Below are 16,688 nucleotides of genomic sequence, written 5' to 3' on the forward strand. Positions count from 1 at the left end.
AAGTTGTTTCATACCGGGAGGAGTGGAAGAGCGAATTTTTAGAAGAAAAACAGCGGCTCGAAGCGCTTTTCCGGGATGAAGCCCTCCATGTCCACCATATCGGCAGCACGTCCATTCCGGGAATGAGCGCAAAGCCTGTCATCGATATCCTGCTTGAAGTAAAGGATCTCGGCGCCGCCGCGAGGCATGAAAACGGAATGAAAACGATGGGCTATACGCCGAAAGGAGAAAACGGCCTTCCGGGGAGAAGATATTTTCAAAAAGGCGGCCGCCGGCGTACGCACCACGTCCATCTGTATGAAGCCGGGCATCCGGATATTAAGAGGCACCTGCTTTTCCGCGATTACCTCATAGCCCATCCGGAGCGGGCGAAAGAGTATGCGGAACTGAAAAAGAAGCTCGCGAAAAGGTTCCCGCTTCAGATCGAAGGCTACATAAAAGGCAAAAACGAATGGGTAAAAGAGACTGAGCGGTTGGCTTTATGGTGGGGCAAAGCCGGAGAGGACACATGATGTCCTTCCGGCTTTTTAGGCCCTTACACAGGAGTCGAATGCTCCTTTATGGCTTCCGTCGCAGTAAGGCATCTTCAGCGATTTTCCGCATCTGCAAAGAGAAAACGGCGTTTTTTTAGGGAATGGATTTCCTTCCATATCGATCAGTTCCACATCTCCGATGACCCGAAATCCGCCGTTGTCCATTACTTTGATCTGCACTTTTTCAGACATAGATCCCACCTCCGAATCTCTTCATATGTATGATAAAAGAATAGAAACGATGCGTGTTTGGCGGATCATGTGGTACAATGTCCGTAAATGAAACAAAAGAAGGATATGATATCATGCAGCTTCATATAACTGAACAGGCGAAACAAGCCATTCATCGAGCCAAAGCGGCTAATCCCGATAAAAAAATTCAGCTCCGCTATGACATCGATGGCTGCGGGTGCGCAGTCAACGGGGTTCCCGTCATTTGGCTGACGGATGAATTGACAGGGGAATGCGAGCTTTTGGAGACAAACGGCGTTCCGGTGTATATCCAGTCGTCGCAAAAAGTTTTCTTTGATGATGCGATGACGATCGATTATCATGAGAAAGCGGGAACGCTGATGCTGAAAAGTCCGGCACAGGTGCTTTCTCCGAGAATGGGCATATTAGTGAAATAGGGTGGCGTTTTTTTTGAATCAAAAGATGAAATCGTTAAAACAAACCGCTCAAAACAAAACGTGGGTGTCGTTTCTTCACCAGAATCATCCGTACAGCCTTCTTCATTGGTCGATCGGAGGAACGGAAACCGTCCAGAAGGATGTGTGGCTTCTCCAGGATGAAATGACGTTTGAAACGAAGGAATTCGACAAGCTTGAGTCGGCCATTTCCTGGATCGGCGAGAATATGAGCGACATTACGGATGTTTTGTAGCGCAGGAAAGGCGAACGGGCTTGCTATCCCAGTTCGCCTTTTTTATACGCGTCCGGTGCCGCTTCCTGAAGAAATTCCCGCACCGTTTGTTTGTAGTCGTCCCGGTTTTGTGAATAACTCATCGCATGTGCGCCTTTTTCCGCGATGTACAGCTTTTTCTTTCCTCTTTTTTTCTCATAGAGCAATTCGCTTGACTGTGCCGGTATATAATCGTCGTCTTTGCTGTGGATGAATAAAACGGGCTTTTCGACCCGGTCGATGACGGCCATAGGAGAGACATCTTTGATGCGATAGCCGTCCCGGAATTTCAAAAAGACGTCGGCAAGCGGCAAGATAAACCCCGGAAGGCGGAAATCTTCCTTCAGCCGGTAAATCAGCTGGTCTTCAAACGTGGCAAACGGGCAGTCAGCCACATAAAAATCGGCGCGGGCATCGGCCATTCCCGCGTACAGAAGCGTTGTCACGGCACCCATTGATTCGCCGTGAATGCCGATGACGGCCTCATCTCCATTCCGTTTCCTCAGCCAATTGACGACCGTTTTTAAATCTTCTTTTTCATAATAACCATAGCTCGTCGTTTTCCCGCCGCTCATCCCGTGTCTTCTGTGGTCGTAGATAAGGGCGTTCCAGCCGAGTTCCAAAAACAGATTCATATATTTAACCGAATTCAAAAGATTCATGGTCACCCCATGGCAAATAATGACGGTATGCTTCGTCTTGTTCGGATGGACATAGTACCCTTTAATCTCGTAGCCGAATGGTGAGGAAAGGGTAACCTCTTCTTTCGGAAGGGCTTGAAACGCCTCTTCGGCATAATGTCCTTCCGCCGTTTCCCGCTCGATAATGAATTGATCGGTCCGTTTTTTAATATACATGATCTGATTCGTAAAAAATATTCCGAGTGCAGCAAGAAATAGCAGCACCGCTCCGAGAGCAGCAAGCCAAATGAACATCCCTGGTTTACTTCCTTTCCTTAAAATGAAGCTTCTGTCGTCTATCTTAGCACATCAAAAGTGAAAATGCCCAAGCTTTAGGCGCTGATGTACAAGTGTTCTGCTTGAGAAAATCCGTTTCTTCCTGATACACTAACATCACAAACCGGATGAACGGAGGGAATGGCGTGGGAAAGAAAAAACATGAAACATCAGATAAACAGCAGCTGAAGGACGCGCTCGCCGATGATTTAAAGCAAAAGCTTCAGCAAATGAAAACAGAGCTAAAGGAAGAAGGCGAAAAGAGACAAGCGAGTGAGAGGGAACGCCTCATCAAGCAGCGGAAAGAAAAGGAGAAAAACAAGAGCTTCGAGGAGCTGCTGAATGAGAGCGCGCTCGACTGGAGGCAGTATAAGTAAAACACCTGGCCGGCCTTGTCGCGGCGTTGGAGCTTTTCGATCAATTGGTGTAAAGAAAAAACAGCGTTCTCCGTTAACCGAAATAGAACGCTGTTTTTTACAACATGTGCTTTACTCAATGACGGATCGAGCCGGTGAATCCGGATCTAACGTAAAATCATAAGACTCTTCGTCGCGATACATCGGATCGGCATAAATAGAGCCAAGATCATTGCCGGTTGTCTTTTGATATGAGGAAAATGAGTCGTACTCCTTCTTTTTCCACATCCATAATCCGTCTTCTCCAGCTTCTTTATGATAAACGTTATGGTTGACCGTATTTCCTTCATTTGTCGAAAATTCGTTTACGATAAATAATCGCGAATCGCCGGCCGTTACGATATTCTTTTCAATTTTGTTGTTTTTTGTATCGTGCTGAAGCAGCAGCTGCCCGCCATACAGCCCTTTGGTGTCATTACGGTAAACAATATTGCGGGCGATGACAGAATTGACGGTGCCTCCACGGTTTTTGTCATATCCGCCGATTGAAATGCCGGTATAAGCGTTCTGATACACCTTGTTGCCGGTTATGTGAATATCCTCGGCGTATTTCCCTTTATGTTCAGACGTTGCTTCAATACCGAGATCGTTTTCGTAAACGGTATTGTTCTTAATTTCAATGCTTTTTCCTCCATCGACATATATTCCGCCCGCTGAGTAATCATCTCCATAAGCAGGATTTCCGTAAGTTGAGTTGCGGTAAACCGTATTATTTTCGATGACGCCGTTTCGCGCATAATCGTTTTGATCCGCAGTTCCTTCATAGCCGATAAGATCAATACCGATGTTGTTATTGTCACGGACCACATTGCCGCTGATCGTGAAACCGTCGATGTTTCCGTTCAGGACTACTGCTTCACTCGCTCCGAGCGTCAGTTTTTCAACCGTATTGCCTTGGATGCTGATGTCTTTCATACTGCCGGTTCCATAGACTGCAATTCCGTGGGCATTGCCTTCATCCGCCGTTGTCTTAATATCCCGGATATGGTTGTTCTTAATGGTAATATGACTGCTTGAGCCTGAAACGTAAATTCCCATGGCGGTTGCTTCTTCAGATGAAACAGAAAGATCCTGAATCGTCAGACCGCTGATTGTAATGTAATGTTTATTGTGAACGCGAACTAACGGTGTTTCGTATTTCGCGCCCGTAACAAAGTCTCCCTTAATCACGGCCTGTTCATTCTGATAGTTGCGGAACGTAATAGGTTTTCCCTCTGTACCGCTGTGCTTTATGTCAAGCGTTTCTTTGTACGTACCTTCCCGAATCAGCACGGTTGTGCCGGCAACAGCTTCTTTTGCGGCATGCGCCAATGTACGGAACGGCTTTTCTTTCGTTCCTTCATTTTGATCATTTCCATTTGGAGAAACATATAAGCAGTTTGCCGGTTCTTCTTCATTCGCCTGTGTCTTATCGAAAGCCGCGGCGATGATAATGCAAGTTAAAATGCCTGCCGACAAAATAAAATACCATACTCTCAAACTCAGTTCTCCTTTCTATTTAAAATAGATTGCCAGCACAATTATAAATGATCCATATATGGAAAACCATCGCAAAAATGCGAAAGAATGCCGCGGTGCCATCCAAGCTTGGTCAATTGATGCTGCATATCGCTTTTGATGAACCCGCTCATATCCGAAGATGAATCCCAACGTGTTTTGAAGGAGGGGAGGAAACAAGCCGAACGCCTCAGCTTAGCTGTTTTCGAAAAATTAAAGTCAAAAGAATCGCTACTCTGACATTAGCTAAAGGCATAAAATATGAAAGTTAAATTGTTTTATAAACGACACAATCATATAATTGAGTGAAAAAGGATGCATATCATGCCGTTTAATTCTTTTGAAAACTATCCGATGAGCTGGAAGCCATCGATTGATAAAACTGAAAAGCCCATTTATAAAGCACTTGCAGGGAAATTGGAACAGGATATATTAGACGGAGTTTTATTACCTGGAACAAAACTTCCTCCACAGCGAGAACTGGCCGATTATTTGGATTTAAATGTAAGTACCATTTCGAAAGCGTTTAAAGTTTGCGAGTTAAAGGGCTTGCTAAGTGCAACTGTCGGAAGCGGCACCTTTGTATCGTATGATGCGTTATCGAATGCGTATTTACTTGAAGATACAAAGCCGAAGCATTTAATTGAAATGGGAGCAACACTACCAGATAATGCTTCTTACGAGCCGCTGCTACTCCAACTAAAAAGTATGGTGCAAGAGACTGATTATGAAAAATGGTTTAGTTATGGCCGGGCAGGCGAAAGCCTTTGGCAAAAGGATGCAGCTGTAAAGTTAATCCGAAGGGGTGGGTTTGAAACAGCCGTTGACCGCATTTTATTTGCAAACGGGGGGCAAAATGCGATTGCTGCTACATTGGCGAGTCTTTGTAAGCCTGGAGACCGCATTGGTGTTGACCATCATACGTACCCCGGCTTAAAAACCGTTGCAGCAATGCTTAGTGTGCAAATCGTACCGATAAAATCAGAGAATGATGAAATGAGTCCGGAGTCACTTGAATATGCGTGTAAAAATGAAAATATTAAAGGCATTTATTTGATCCCGGATTATCATAATCCGACAGCTTCCTTTATGTCTGTTGAGAATCGAAGGATGATTGCAGACATTGCAAAGAAATACAATCTGTTTGTTATTGAAGATGCATCGTACCATCTTCTGGGCAAAAATCCGCTTCCAGCACTTGCATCATTTGCGCCGGAACAGGTTATCCATATTGCAAGTTTATCTAAATCATTAGCACCGGGGTTGAGGCTAGCCTATGTGGCAGTGCCGGGTCAATTTAAAGAACCCATTTCAAAGGCGCTTTATAATTTAAATATAACAGTTTCCCCGCTGTTATCAGAACTTACAGCACGTACGATTGTATCGAATCAATTTGAAGTCTTAATTGAAGGTCATCGGGAACAAACCATTCGCAGAAACCAAATCGTAAATCGATATTTTGCGGAATATACATGTTTAGGTGTTGAAACGGGCATCTTTCGCTGGCTGTTGTTGCCAGGTAAAATGACAGGTGCTGAATTTGAAAAATTAGCTGCACAACATGGAGTGCAAGTGTATGCGGCTGAACGCTTTGTGGTTGGAAATAGTCGTCCGGAAAGGGCTGTAAGGGTTTCTGTATGCGCACCAAAAACGCTCGAAGAGCTGGAGCGGGGATTAATGATCCTTACACGTTTGCTAAACGATCTTACCTAATATTGTTTGCCATACAATTATATTATTGTATGGTTTTTTTGCGCGTGTTACGATGATCCAAATCAAGTTGGAGGATTAGATATAGAAATAGGTTTTCGAAAGGCGGGTCAGAATATGTTACAAAAGGATAGTGTAAAATCATTAGACTTCCAAACAGCTTCGTTACAAAGCTACATTCGTTCTCCTGAAAAACAAAAAACGTTATACAAGCGTACATTATTCATTGTAAGTATTTCGCAAATTTTTGGCGGTGCAGGATTAGCAGCTGGCGTTACTGTCGGTGCCCTTATTGCACAGCAAATGCTTGGTACAGATGCATTTGCCGGTGTACCTTCTGCTTTATTTACTTTAGGGTCGGCAGGAGCTGCATTATTTGTTGGGAGACTTTCTCAACGTTATGGCCGTCGAACAGGTCTATCAGCCGGTTTTATGATTGGCGGTCTTGGAGCAATAGGAGTCATCATTGCAGCACTAATAAACAGTGTTTTTCTGTTATTTGCTTCATTGCTTATTTATGGTGCAGGAACAGCGACAAATTTACAAGCTCGTTATGCAGGTACGGACTTGGCAAATCCTAAACAGCGGGCGACTGCTGTTAGTATTACGATGGTGTTTACAACATTTGGTGCAGTTGCAGGTCCGAATTTAGTCAATGTGATGGGTAATTTCGCTCTTTCTATTGGTGTTCCATCACTTGCCGGTCCTTTCATTTTAGCAGCAGCATATATCCTGGCAGGTGTTGTCCTTTTCATCATGCTTCGTCCAGATCCATTGGTTATAGCAAGATCTATAGAAGCGACCAGCCAAGAACCCAGCGGTAAACGACATTCAGCAACAACTGAACATACAGCAAACAAAAGAGGCATAATCGTCGGTGCAACGATTATGGTTCTTACTCAAATTGTAATGGTGGCTATTATGACAATGACACCGGTTCATATGAGGCATCATGGACATGGCTTGGGTGCAGTAGGTCTAGTTATTGGTTTTCACATAGGCGCCATGTATCTTCCTTCACTGGTTACAGGTGTCCTTGTTGATAAGCTGGGGCGTACAGCGATGGCTGTTGCGTCTGGAACTACGTTGCTTCTGGCAGGTTTAATATCAGCATTTGCATCAGGAGATTCTATGGTTCCTCTAGTAATTGCCCTTTCTTTACTTGGATTAGGATGGAATTTTGGTTTGATAAGCGGGACTGCACTTATTGTCGATTCAACAGAAACTTCCACACGGGCTAAAACTCAAGGTACAGTGGATGTTTTGATTGCGCTGTCAGGAGCTGCCGGCGGAGCATTGTCTGGAATGATTGTGGCAGGCTCAAGCTATCCAGCATTATCATTTGCTGGAGGGATTTTATCCTTATTCCTGATTCCAGTGGTGATATGGTCTCATGGTGGTAAAAAATAAGCCGGATTGTAGAAGGAAAACTCACCGTCCTTGATCCGTGTGGCGCCCGGCGAAGCCATGACGGAACGCTTTCAGTCCCGAAGACGTTCTCATCTGATTAGTATGCGCCTTTTTCGCTTCGCCGGCCTAAAATAGGTCATCCTTACATTAGGATAGTTGATGGTGTCCTCGGCTATGTTAGAGATAACTTCAGATGAGATCGGGAAGAATGAGATTGAAGGCATAGTTACGAAGCGCGCCGATTCAAAATGCGGCAACGAATGATGAAAGAAATATATGGTGCCGTTTACGAACAATGCGATCCCACTCATGACGAGGGCCGCCAACATCAACAGGGAAATCCCGATTGCGAATGAAAGCATAAGCACCGTCTATAGGGGAGACGGTGCTTTCCGTTTGTTATTCGCGGTGGGCCGTATACACATCGCGTTTCGTGTAAAAACGAAGCGCTTTGATTTCCTGCTCCGTCAGCGGGCGAGCACTTGCGGCTTTGACGTTTTCCCTCAGCTGTTCGAGTTTGCTAGCCCCGGGGATCACCGCGCCGACAGCGGGCTGGGCGAGGATATATTTCATGGCGGTTTCGGTCGCGGTCAGATCCGGCGCCGTTTTTTCTATATCCGCTTTTGTTTTGACAAGCTCCTCATACGAATAGGATAAATAGCCGTTACTCTTTATATCGGCGTTTGCCTCGGAGACGGGCTTTTCCGTGAGGAGTCCTTTAGCCAGCGGTCCTCTTGCAATCACGCTGATTCCGTTTTCTTCAAGGATAGGAAGCCATTCCTCAGGGCGGCGGTCCAATAAGCTGTACTGCATCATGACGGTGATGATGCTTGATTTTTTGACATATTCCTTAATGACATTCGGGCGTATAGAAGAGATTCCATAATAACGGATGACGCCTTCCTCTTTTAATTCTTCGAAGGCTTCGATCGTTTCATCGATATTGTCTTCGATCGTTCCCCCGTGAAGCTGATAAAGGTCGATGTAATCCGTTTGCAGACGCTTTAAGCTGCGTTTGACCGCTTCCTTTATGTAAGCTTTTGAAGGGTCCCAAAACCAGCCCGGCTTTCCTTCCTTCCAGCGGTTTCCCGCTTTTGTGGCGAGGATGACGTCTTTGCGCCTCGACTTGATGGCTTCCCCGACGATTTCTTCGTTAAGCCCAAAATCGTATAAATCGGCAGTATCCAAATAATTGATGCCAAGCTCAAGCGCTTCATCCAAAATGGATAAGGCGCGCTGTTTTTCCGTGCCGAGAGACATACAGCCGAGGCCGACTTCGCTCACTTTTAAATCAGATTGTCCAAGCGTCCGTTTTTTCATCGCGCTTCACTCCTTTCTTCCTTCTACCTGAACGTAATATAAAGGAGCGAAGTTTTCAACTAATCGGCACTTGAAACAATCGTTAAAAGCCTGCATTCAGCTCAAGCAACACGATGATGACGGAGGCAATGGAACAAATCGCCGCAGGAATCGCCGTGAAAACAGATTGACGGGCCCGGAAAATGTGCGCATGGATCGCTCCCATCATAAGCAAGAAGAACAATATCCCTGCTGCGACAGCTAAATTCGGGTTCCATATTCCCCATGCCATTATAAGCGCCCCGGCGATTTCGAGACAGCCGGTAACCGTAAGAAACCATAATGGGTATTGATAATGGCGCCAATGTTCTACTTGAAAGGGGACATGCAAAATCTTTATCACGCCTCCGGTGAACATAAAAGCTGCCAAACAGGCTTTCATCACAATCGGTATCACTTTACCTCACTCTGAAGCTTGCCCAGGCCGCATTCCTTGCATCAAAAGATCGACAACCTGCATTGCAAGACTTGCCGGATCTCTCGTCCCGGGAAGCAAATAAGAATCTGTCAGATGTTCAATCATGCCGATCAAACATTCGGCAACCGTTTCCATGTCCAGCTCGGGGCGAAAGTAGCCGAGCTGTTGTTCCGCTTCCAAGTTCTCTTTCAAAGCCATCGCCAAATCGCTCTTCACCTTTTTAGCGTCTGGATTGAGAAAAAAGCCGATCCGGGTTAAATCCGGGTCTGCAGCAAGGAACGCGAAAACGGTTTCCACCGCAGTCAAAACCCGTTGTGACACATCTTCTTGGTTTATTCCTTGTTCCAGGCGGAATGACTTTGTCAGCTTTTTCAAATGAGAGTGGAAGTCGGTTATTAACTCCCCGAAGATGGCATCTTTACTTTGAAAATAAAGATAGAAGGAGGGCTGCGTCAGTCCGGCTCTTTTCACAATTGTACTGACCTTGGTGTCGTGAAATCCGTGAAGCGAAAATTCATTCGCGGCTGCTTTAAGCAAACGTTTCCGGCTCTCCTGTCCTTTGCGTCCTTTTCCGGATTTCAAAATAGAATCCCCCCAAAAAAATAATACTCGCAAGTAATGTTACTCACGAGTATGATTTCATATCGCCCAAATGTTTGTCAAAGCCCGGCCTAAGGGGAAATGACCCAATCCTTCACATATCGATAAAACCGGCCGTATTCCTTCAGTTTGGCGCGGATTTCCCACGCTTTTCCGGACATCACGATTCCGTTCGGCAGGCGATAGACCTTCATGGCGCCACCTCCCTTGATGGTGTATGATAAAATGTATGGGATAAAGAGCAGCAACAGAACGTAGGAGATGATCAAACTGAAACATTTAGAGGAAACAACCATTTCAAAAGAAAAGCTTTTTTCAGGCAAGGTAATCGATCTTTATCTTGAAGATGTCGAACTGCCGAACGGCAAAACGGGCAAGCGGGAAATCGTAAAGCATCCGGGGGCCGTGGCAGTTTTGGCGCTGACGGATGACGGAAACATCATCTTCGTCAAACAGTACAGAAAAGCGCTCGAACGGACGATTGTTGAAATCCCCGCCGGGAAGCTCGAAAAAGGCGAAAAGCCTGAATATACCGCCCTCAGAGAGCTTGAGGAAGAAACGGGATACACGGCGGCGAAACTAGAGAAAATCACTGCTTTTTATACATCTCCCGGGTTTGCGGACGAATTGGTCCATCTGTATTTTGCCGAACAGCTGACCCGTCTTGAAGAAAAACGGGAGCTTGACGAAGACGAATTTGTCGAAGTGATGGAGGTGCCGCTTGCCGACGCGCGGAAGCTTGTGGAAAGCCGGGATATTTACGATGCGAAAACGGCTTATGCCATTCAGTATTTAGAGCTGCGCGAAGCGCTGCAGGCGAAGAAATGAAAGAAATATTCGCAGACATGCATATTCATATCGGGCAGACCGAATCAGGCCGGCCGGTTAAAATCACGGCGGCCAGATCGCTTACCCTTGACGAGATTTTGATAGAAGCAAGCGAACATAAAGGAATGGGGCTGATCGGCATTATTGACTGCCACTCGCCGGAAGTGCTGGCCGAAATCGAAAAAGGGGTGGCAAGCGGCCGTTATGCCGAACTTGCCGACGGCGGCATCCAATATAAAGAAACCGTGCTGCTTTGCGGGGCGGAAATTGAGATTTATGACGAGAAGTGCCGCGGTCCGATTCACGTGTTGGCATTCATGCCGACGATCGAAAAAATGAAGCGCTTTTCCGAATGGCTTTCAAAAAGAGTGACGAACATTCATCTCAGCTCACAGCGCATCTATGAGACAGGGCTCCGCCTTCAGCAAACGGTAAAAGAACTCGGCGGCTTATTCATCCCCGCCCATATTTTTACCCCCCATAAAAGTTTGTACGGAAAAGGAGTCAAGTCGTCTCTGAAAGAGGTATTTGATGAATGTCTGATTGATGCGGTCGAGCTCGGGCTGAGCAGCGATACGCACATGGCGTCGCACGTATCAGAGCTGAACGCCTATTGTTTCCTGACCAATTCAGATGCCCATTCGCTCGGAAAAATCGGCAGGGAGTACAACAAGCTGCTGATGAAGCACGCGAGTTTTAAAGAATTTTCGCTCGCGTTAAAGGGCGAAGAGGGCCGCTCAGTTGCCGCAAACTACGGGATGAATCCTGAGCTCGGAAAATATTACCAAACCACCTGCGAATCTTGCGGCCTTCTGAAAGAGGCGGATGAGAAGGCGTGCAAAGGGTGCGGCAGCGCAAAATTTACAAAAGGAGTCAAAACGCGCCTTGAGGAGCTTTATGATCAGGACGAAAGCCCGGTCAAGCGGCCGCCGTACATCCACCAGGTGCCGCTTCAGATGATTCCCGGCATCGGTCCGAAAACGATCGAGAAGCTGAAGGAGGCCTTCGGAACCGAGATGAATATTCTTCATCATGTGGCCGAAGACGATCTTCTCGGCATGCTGCGTCCGCAGACGGCCAAGCTTCTGATCAAAGCGAGAAAGGGAGACATGGAGCTTGAGGCCGGAGGCGGCGGAACCTACGGAAAAGTAAAAAGGGGATAGCGAGATGGACTGGAAACTGAAATCGTTTGAGGAATTGTCGAAAGAAGAGCTGTATCAAATCGTAAAGCTCCGAATCGACGTTTTTATCGTCGAGCAAGACTGTCCTTACCACGAGCTTGATGATATGGATCAAAAGGCGCATCACTTGTATCTGACCGAAGGAAGCGCGATTTTGGCTTATTGCAGACTGTTTCGGAGCGGCGAGGTTTATGATGAAGCATCGATCGGCCGCGTCATCGTCCGCAGCCGGGACAGGGGAAAAGGCCATGCAAAGGCCCTTCTGGACAAAGCCCTCAGCTTTTTGGAAAACGAATGGAAAGAAAAAGCGGTCAAAATTAAAGGTCAGGACTATTTGCGTTCATTCTACGGGTCGTTCGGGTTTAAGGAAGTATCGGAAGTCTATCTGGAAGACGGCATCCCTCACGTTGACATGGTCAAAAGCTTTTCCGGCACCTCAAGGCAACAATGATTTTCCGTATTTTGGATGACGTCATCAGAACGCGTTTTTTGCCCCTGGCATAACATGTTAAGAACATGTTGAACACGAGGGGGCATAAATGGAATGGACCAGGCAAAGCAAATGTATCTCGAACTGTTAAAAAAAACGGTCTTATTCGAAATTTGGCAGGAGCATGAACGATATATTCCGACCGGTGTGCCTGTCCCCGAATCGCTGCAAAAAGAAACCGGGTTAAACGATTTGAAAATCGTACGCTGCGTCGTCCCAAATCCGGAATTGCGGAGAACGGGAACAGATTGGCCGCCGATTGCACACAGCATGATCGGCCGGGTGCGGATGAATCACTTGCAAATGTGCATGGAGACGGTTTTACAAGAAAACATAGCGGGAGACTTTATTGAAACAGGCGTATGGCGGGGCGGAGCCTGCATTTTTATGAAAGGCTTTTTAAAAGTTCATGGAGAAGACGGCCGTACGGTATGGGTGGCCGATTCGTTCGAAGGCCTGCCGGCGCCGGATATCGAAAAATATCCCCAGGATACGGGGGACCGCCATCATGAGGTTGATTTTTTAAGGGTATCGCTGGAGGAAGTAAGACGCAACTTTGAAAAATACGATCTGCTTGATGAAAACGTTCAGTTTTTGAAAGGCTGGTTTAAAGATACGCTGCCTGAGGCGCCTATTGAGCGGCTCGCCATTTTACGGCTGGACGGCGATATGTATGAATCGACAATGGACAGTTTGGCCAATTTGTACGGAAAAGTATCAAAGGGCGGTTTCGTCATCATCGATGATTTCTCTCTAAAGGGCTGCCATGCTGCCGTGCTCGATTTCCTTAAAGAACAAGGCCTGGATGAATCGATCCTCGTTTCCATCGATCCTTATTCGGTATATTGGCGAAAACCATAATCAAACGACAAGAGGCTCAACAAAAAGTCGAGCCTTTTTTATATTGAAGATGATTTAGAATACGGCCGCATATAAACACGTATCTCTGTATTCGCTTCGGTCGTTCGACAGGTCATCGCTCCGCAGCACGGCCTCAAGCTCGAAACCGAGGCGCTCAGCCATTTTTCTGCTTTTCAGATTGAGGCTGTCGCAGCATATTTCCAGCCGCTTTGCTCCGAGATGGCGACGGGCAAAATCAATGAGTCCTTGAATTGCTTCTGTCATGTATCCTTGTCCCGCATGTGCGGTGCTGCACCAGTAGCCGATCTCAAACCTCCGGGCTTCCCAGTTCATGCGGTGAAGCCCTGTGCTTCCGACAAATCGGCCTGTTTCCCTATGAAAAATGTGCATCCTCAAGTCTTTGCGCAAAATAAAATCAGCCTGGGCACGCCTGATGTTGATTTCGACTTCGTCTTCTTTCGGTTCCTCTCTTGCAAACGGCATCCACGGTTTAAGCTCAGCTAAAGACGTTCGGATCGCGTCGCAAACGGCTTTGCCACCGGCCTTCGGCGCTCTGACAAGCAGACGCCCGGTTTGAAAGCTGTCCGGAAAATCCAGCAAAATAGGATTCACAGGGGATCCCTCCGTATTGATTTTCGCCTATTATCCTATAAACATATAAAAAAGTAAATTCAAAACGGAGAGCTCGTCCCGCAGCCGCATGTTTACATCTTGCCGCCGACAGCGTATTCGGCCGTTTCGGTGTGCACCGCCAGAGGCGGGGGAAGGCGCATTAGGATGATATATGTTCCAAATGCAAGAATTACCCCCGTGAACCAGGATATATCGTAGAACGGCTTTAACGTGGGAATACAGCTCCCGATTAAAGACATAAACGCCCCGAGCGCGACAGCGGCGAAAGCCCGGTAGTTGTAGCCTTTGTAATACATATACCGCCCGCTTGCGGAATACAGCTCGTCGACGTGGATCGTGCATTTTCGAATCACGAAATAATCGGCAATCATTACACCCGCGACAGGACCCAAAATACCGCCTATGGTGCCGAGAAACGAGAACACGCTTGCTTCGTTTTCCATCAGCTTCCACGGAAACGTAAACAGGGCCAAAGCGGCGGTGATATAGCTGCCCCGCTTAAAATCGATATACTTTGGTAAAAAATTGGCCAAATCATAAGCGGGAGAGACGATGTTTGCCGCCACATTCACCGAAACCGCCGCGATGCAAAGCGTAATGACGGAAAGGGCGATGACATACGGATTGTCAAAATGGGCCAGAATATCGACGACATCCCACAGCGGTTTTCCGAAGGCGACCTGTGAACCCGAGGTTACGGTAATGCTGGCGAATGCGAATAGCACAAACGTTCCGGGCAAGCCGAAAAACTGCCCCTTGATCTGTTCTTTTTGGGAGGTTGCGAATCTTGTAAAGTCGGGAATATTCAAGATCAGCGTCGCCCAAATTCCGATAATTCCCGTCACCCCGGCGAGGAAAGGCCATATTAATTCGCTGAACGTTCGAAATTTTCCAGGCTGCGAATAAATGGGGCCGAGCCCGCCCGCAATATCGACCGCCCACCAAACCATGCCTCCGAATACGAGGTAGACCAGGGGTCCTGCCCAAACTTCAAATTTTTTGATCGATTCCATTCCATGATGCAGCACAAGCAGATGAATCCCCCAAAAGAAAATAAATGACAAAAGCCCTGACAGATGAAGTCCCAACAGATTCCAATCTCCGCCTATGTCTTTCCAGCCGCCCCATATATTCAGCATTAGGATGTTAATCGCCGTACTTCCGGCAAACGCTTGAATGCCGAACCACATAATGGCTACAAAACCGCGGAGCAGCGCGGGAATATTCGCGCCGTAAATGCCGAAAGAAGATCTGATCAATACGGGGAAAGGCACGCCGTACTTTGCACCTGCGTGGCCGTTCAGGGCAAGGGCGGCATAGAGGACGAGAGAGGCCACGGCAATAATCCCCAATACCTGCCATGGAGACAGCCCGATCGAAATTAAACCGCCCACCGTGGCATATGTCGGAATGTTATGGATGCAGCCCATCCAAATCGACGCGAAATTGACGGCTTTCCATGTTCGTTCTTGTGGCTCTAACGGCAATAAATCTTTGTTGCTTAGCGCGTTTTCCTTGTTCATTGTCATCCCCCTGTTCTACATATTTCTATGAAATATAACGCAGTCACCTTAGAATGACATCGGATAAACTGAACAATTTTTCCGGGAGCGTTTATAGAGGCTGTCCAAAAATCATCAGAAGGTGTCCGAAAAATTTTTTGCTTTGCAAGAAACAGCCGCCCCTTTTGATCATAGGATAAAAGACCAGGTTACAAGTTCCCGAAAGAGAAATGAAAGCGTTTCCCATATCGGGCGCCCGGTAAAACAAAAGGAGGGATCGATTGCAAATGAAAAAAATCTTATTGGTCTGCGCAGCAGGCATGTCCACAAGCCTCTTAGTCAACAGAATGAAACAGCATGCTGAGCAGCTCGAAGAGGAAATTGAGATTACGGCACTGCCCGTTGCAGAAGCCGGGACGATGGCCGCCGAAGCCGACATCGTTCTGTTGGGCCCGCAGGTCCGCTATCAAAAATCTCAGGTTGAATCAATGGCCGGGGACGTTCCCGTAGCCGTGATCGATATGAGGGACTATGGAACCATGAATGGCGAAGCTGTACTGGAGAAAGCTTTGCAGCTGATCAAATAAAAGGAGGGGGTCATTTTGAGCGGATTTATGGAGAAATTTGAACGAACCGTTGAGCGATTCTTGGTTCCGATTGCGGCCAGGCTGAATTCACAGCGGCACATTTGTGCGATCAGAGACGCCTTTATTTTATGTTTTCCGATTATCATGGCAGGCTCAATCATCACGTTGCTCAATTTTGCGATTTTGTCTCCGGACGGTTTTATCGCCAACATTTTATTTCTCGACAAATTGTTTCCGAATTTAGCCGATTACCAGACGGTTTTTACGCCTGTTCTGCGGGGATCGCTTGACATCATGTCCGTTTTTGTCGTATTCCTTGTCGCACGCAATCTCGCCATTTCATTGCAAGCTGATGAGCTTCTTTCGGGGCTGACGGCAGTGTCATGCTACTTTATCATCTATCCGCCNNCTTTAATCATCGGCATCATCGTCGGCGAAGTTTTCAGCAGACTCGCCAATTCGAAGCGCCTGCAAATTCATATGCCTCCGCAGGTGCCTCCGGCGGTCGCCAGAACGTTTAAAGTGCTGTTTCCGATAATTTTCATCACAATCGGTTTTGCGATCGTAAGCTTCGCTCTTACGTCCGTTGCGAAAAACGGGCTTCATGAACTCGTATATACATTGCTGCAGGCGCCTTTACGGGATATGGGGACCAACATTTTCACGGTTGTTTTTCTCGGCATTGTCGCCAATTTTCTGTGGCTCTTCGGCATTCATGGACCGAATACGATTGCGGCGATCAGAGAAACGATTTTTGCTGAAGCAAATCTCGAAAATCTTGCTTTTGCAGCTAAAACAGGATCTGCA

General features: G+C 46.9%; 21 protein-coding genes and 1 pseudogene (2 of these 22 cut by a window edge). 13 read left to right on the forward strand and 9 right to left on the reverse strand.

All coding sequences use genetic code 11. The features are described 5' to 3' along the window. Positions 1–42 carry the 3' end of a GNAT family N-acetyltransferase gene (locus V7126_RS09160; protein WP_438823800.1) on the forward strand. 249 nt of this gene lie to the left of the window's left edge, so 42 of the gene's 291 nt are visible here — the last part of the coding sequence; the start codon falls outside the window, past its left edge; it ends in the stop codon at positions 40–42. Beyond that, positions 1–512 (forward strand): annotated as a pseudogene (locus V7126_RS09165) (GrpB family protein); it begins 40 nt to the left of the window's first position. Before V7126_RS09160 ends, V7126_RS09165 begins: the two are co-directional and overlap by 82 nt. A 15-nt stretch (positions 513–527) precedes the next feature. On the opposite strand, the gene V7126_RS09170 reads toward V7126_RS09165, so the two are convergent. After that, positions 528–725: a CDGSH iron-sulfur domain-containing protein gene (locus V7126_RS09170; protein ID WP_046129781.1), complete on the reverse strand. Its 198-nt coding sequence runs from the start codon at positions 723–725 to the stop codon at positions 528–530. A 113-nt stretch (positions 726–838) separates the two neighbouring features. Here V7126_RS09170 and V7126_RS09175 point away from each other — a divergent pair, with 113 nt between their 5' ends. Together V7126_RS09175 and V7126_RS09180 are read left to right on the forward strand one after the other, a co-directional pair. Then, positions 839–1,162, forward strand: coding sequence for an iron-sulfur cluster biosynthesis family protein (locus tag V7126_RS09175; protein WP_046129913.1), 324 nt, complete (start codon positions 839–841; stop codon positions 1,160–1,162). A gap of 13 nt (positions 1,163–1,175) precedes the next feature. After that, positions 1,176–1,415, forward strand: coding sequence for a DUF2552 family protein (locus V7126_RS09180; RefSeq protein ID WP_046129782.1), 240 nt, complete (start codon positions 1,176–1,178; stop codon positions 1,413–1,415). Positions 1,416–1,438: 23 nt separating this feature from the next. Here V7126_RS09180 and V7126_RS09185 read toward each other — a convergent pair whose 3' ends face one another. Next, the gene (locus tag V7126_RS09185; protein WP_046129783.1) at positions 1,439–2,368 is read right to left on the reverse strand and encodes an alpha/beta hydrolase; all 930 of its coding nucleotides are present in this window, start codon (positions 2,366–2,368) and stop codon (positions 1,439–1,441) included. Between the two features lie 149 nt (positions 2,369–2,517). Between V7126_RS09185 and V7126_RS09190 the strand changes: the two genes are divergently transcribed. Next, positions 2,518–2,766, forward strand: coding sequence for a YqkE family protein (locus V7126_RS09190; RefSeq protein WP_046129784.1), 249 nt, complete (start codon positions 2,518–2,520; stop codon positions 2,764–2,766). A 111-nt stretch (positions 2,767–2,877) separates the two neighbouring features. Here the strand turns inward: V7126_RS09190 and V7126_RS09195 are convergent, their stop codons facing one another. Continuing rightward, positions 2,878–4,284, reverse strand: a complete 1,407-nt coding sequence (locus V7126_RS09195) for a right-handed parallel beta-helix repeat-containing protein (RefSeq protein ID WP_335497547.1) — start codon at positions 4,282–4,284, stop codon at positions 2,878–2,880. 342 nt (positions 4,285–4,626) lie between these two features. Between V7126_RS09195 and V7126_RS09200 the strand changes: the two genes are divergently transcribed. Together V7126_RS09200 and V7126_RS09205 are read left to right on the forward strand one after the other, a co-directional pair. Next, a complete protein-coding gene (locus V7126_RS09200; RefSeq protein ID WP_046129786.1) occupies positions 4,627–6,015 on the forward strand; it encodes a PLP-dependent aminotransferase family protein in 1,389 nt (462 codons plus the stop codon). A 114-nt stretch (positions 6,016–6,129) separates the two neighbouring features. Next, a complete protein-coding gene (locus V7126_RS09205) occupies positions 6,130–7,422 on the forward strand; it encodes an MFS transporter (protein ID WP_046129787.1) in 1,293 nt (430 codons plus the stop codon). A gap of 399 nt (positions 7,423–7,821) precedes the next feature. Here the strand turns inward: V7126_RS09205 and V7126_RS09210 are convergent, their stop codons facing one another. The 4 genes from V7126_RS09210 to mciZ form a co-directional block, all read right to left on the reverse strand. Continuing rightward, positions 7,822–8,742: an aldo/keto reductase gene (locus V7126_RS09210; protein WP_046129788.1), complete on the reverse strand. Its 921-nt coding sequence runs from the start codon at positions 8,740–8,742 to the stop codon at positions 7,822–7,824. 82 nt (positions 8,743–8,824) lie between these two features. Continuing rightward, positions 8,825–9,178, reverse strand: a complete 354-nt coding sequence (locus V7126_RS09215; RefSeq protein WP_099047057.1) for a DoxX family protein — start codon at positions 9,176–9,178, stop codon at positions 8,825–8,827. A gap of 6 nt (positions 9,179–9,184) precedes the next feature. Continuing rightward, complete coding sequence (locus V7126_RS09220; protein ID WP_046129789.1) at positions 9,185–9,781, reverse strand: TetR/AcrR family transcriptional regulator; 597 nt, start codon at positions 9,779–9,781, stop codon at positions 9,185–9,187. Positions 9,782–9,870: 89 nt separating this feature from the next. Further along, the gene (mciZ, locus tag V7126_RS09225; RefSeq protein ID WP_046129790.1) at positions 9,871–9,993 is read right to left on the reverse strand and encodes a Z-ring formation inhibitor MciZ; all 123 of its coding nucleotides are present in this window, start codon (positions 9,991–9,993) and stop codon (positions 9,871–9,873) included. Positions 9,994–10,069: 76 nt separating this feature from the next. Here mciZ and V7126_RS09230 point away from each other — a divergent pair, with 76 nt between their 5' ends. The 4 genes from V7126_RS09230 to V7126_RS09245 all read left to right on the forward strand — a co-directional run bounded on the left by V7126_RS09230 (position 10,070) and on the right by V7126_RS09245 (position 13,159). Continuing rightward, complete coding sequence (locus V7126_RS09230; protein WP_099047111.1) at positions 10,070–10,627, forward strand: NUDIX hydrolase; 558 nt, start codon at positions 10,070–10,072, stop codon at positions 10,625–10,627. Beyond that, a complete protein-coding gene (locus tag V7126_RS09235; protein WP_335497548.1) occupies positions 10,624–11,790 on the forward strand; it encodes a TIGR00375 family protein in 1,167 nt (388 codons plus the stop codon). The genes V7126_RS09230 and V7126_RS09235 overlap by 4 nt, the downstream gene beginning before the upstream one ends. A 4-nt stretch (positions 11,791–11,794) precedes the next feature. Next, a complete protein-coding gene (locus V7126_RS09240; RefSeq protein WP_175077055.1) occupies positions 11,795–12,259 on the forward strand; it encodes a GNAT family N-acetyltransferase in 465 nt (154 codons plus the stop codon). 93 nt (positions 12,260–12,352) lie between these two features. Then, positions 12,353–13,159, forward strand: a complete 807-nt coding sequence (locus V7126_RS09245) for a TylF/MycF family methyltransferase (protein ID WP_175077056.1) — start codon at positions 12,353–12,355, stop codon at positions 13,157–13,159. Positions 13,160–13,213: 54 nt separating this feature from the next. Here V7126_RS09245 and V7126_RS09250 read toward each other — a convergent pair whose 3' ends face one another. Both V7126_RS09250 and V7126_RS09255 read right to left on the reverse strand, forming a co-directional pair. Next, positions 13,214–13,771, reverse strand: coding sequence for a GNAT family N-acetyltransferase (locus V7126_RS09250; RefSeq protein WP_335497549.1), 558 nt, complete (start codon positions 13,769–13,771; stop codon positions 13,214–13,216). 92 nt (positions 13,772–13,863) lie between these two features. Beyond that, positions 13,864–15,321, reverse strand: a complete 1,458-nt coding sequence (locus tag V7126_RS09255; RefSeq protein WP_046129795.1) for an NCS1 family nucleobase:cation symporter-1 — start codon at positions 15,319–15,321, stop codon at positions 13,864–13,866. Positions 15,322–15,581: 260 nt separating this feature from the next. On the opposite strand from V7126_RS09255, the gene V7126_RS09260 reads away from it, so the two are divergent. Together V7126_RS09260 and V7126_RS09265 are read left to right on the forward strand one after the other, a co-directional pair. After that, positions 15,582–15,881 (forward strand): PTS sugar transporter subunit IIB, encoded by a 300-nt coding sequence (locus V7126_RS09260; protein ID WP_046129916.1) that lies wholly within the window; start codon positions 15,582–15,584, stop codon positions 15,879–15,881. A gap of 27 nt (positions 15,882–15,908) precedes the next feature. Then, on the forward strand, positions 15,909–16,688 hold a 780-nt coding region (locus V7126_RS09265; protein ID WP_335497553.1), incomplete at its 3' end, for a PTS transporter subunit EIIC.

Source organism: Bacillus sp. JJ675 (assembly GCF_036963165.1).
Classification (GTDB): domain Bacteria; phylum Bacillota; class Bacilli; order Bacillales; family Bacillaceae; genus Bacillus; species Bacillus glycinifermentans.

Coding starts and splice junctions, on each gene's coding strand:
- V7126_RS09175 (WP_046129913.1), top strand. CDS start 839: ATGCAGCTTCATATAACTGAACAGGCGAAACAAGCCATTCATCGAGCC.
- mciZ (WP_046129790.1), bottom strand. CDS start 9,993: ATGAAGGTCTATCGCCTGCCGAACGGAATCGTGATGTCCGGAAAAGCG.
- V7126_RS09235 (WP_335497548.1), top strand. CDS start 10,624: ATGAAAGAAATATTCGCAGACATGCATATTCATATCGGGCAGACCGAA.
- V7126_RS09210 (WP_046129788.1), bottom strand. CDS start 8,742: ATGAAAAAACGGACGCTTGGACAATCTGATTTAAAAGTGAGCGAAGTC.
- V7126_RS09255 (WP_046129795.1), bottom strand. CDS start 15,321: ATGACAATGAACAAGGAAAACGCGCTAAGCAACAAAGATTTATTGCCG.
- V7126_RS09245 (WP_175077056.1), top strand. CDS start 12,353: ATGGACCAGGCAAAGCAAATGTATCTCGAACTGTTAAAAAAAACGGTC.
- V7126_RS09205 (WP_046129787.1), top strand. CDS start 6,130: ATGTTACAAAAGGATAGTGTAAAATCATTAGACTTCCAAACAGCTTCG.
- V7126_RS09170 (WP_046129781.1), bottom strand. CDS start 725: ATGTCTGAAAAAGTGCAGATCAAAGTAATGGACAACGGCGGATTTCGG.
- V7126_RS09190 (WP_046129784.1), top strand. CDS start 2,518: ATGAACGGAGGGAATGGCGTGGGAAAGAAAAAACATGAAACATCAGAT.
- V7126_RS09200 (WP_046129786.1), top strand. CDS start 4,627: ATGCCGTTTAATTCTTTTGAAAACTATCCGATGAGCTGGAAGCCATCG.
- V7126_RS09240 (WP_175077055.1), top strand. CDS start 11,795: ATGGACTGGAAACTGAAATCGTTTGAGGAATTGTCGAAAGAAGAGCTG.
- V7126_RS09185 (WP_046129783.1), bottom strand. CDS start 2,368: ATGTTCATTTGGCTTGCTGCTCTCGGAGCGGTGCTGCTATTTCTTGCT.
- V7126_RS09260 (WP_046129916.1), top strand. CDS start 15,582: ATGAAAAAAATCTTATTGGTCTGCGCAGCAGGCATGTCCACAAGCCTC.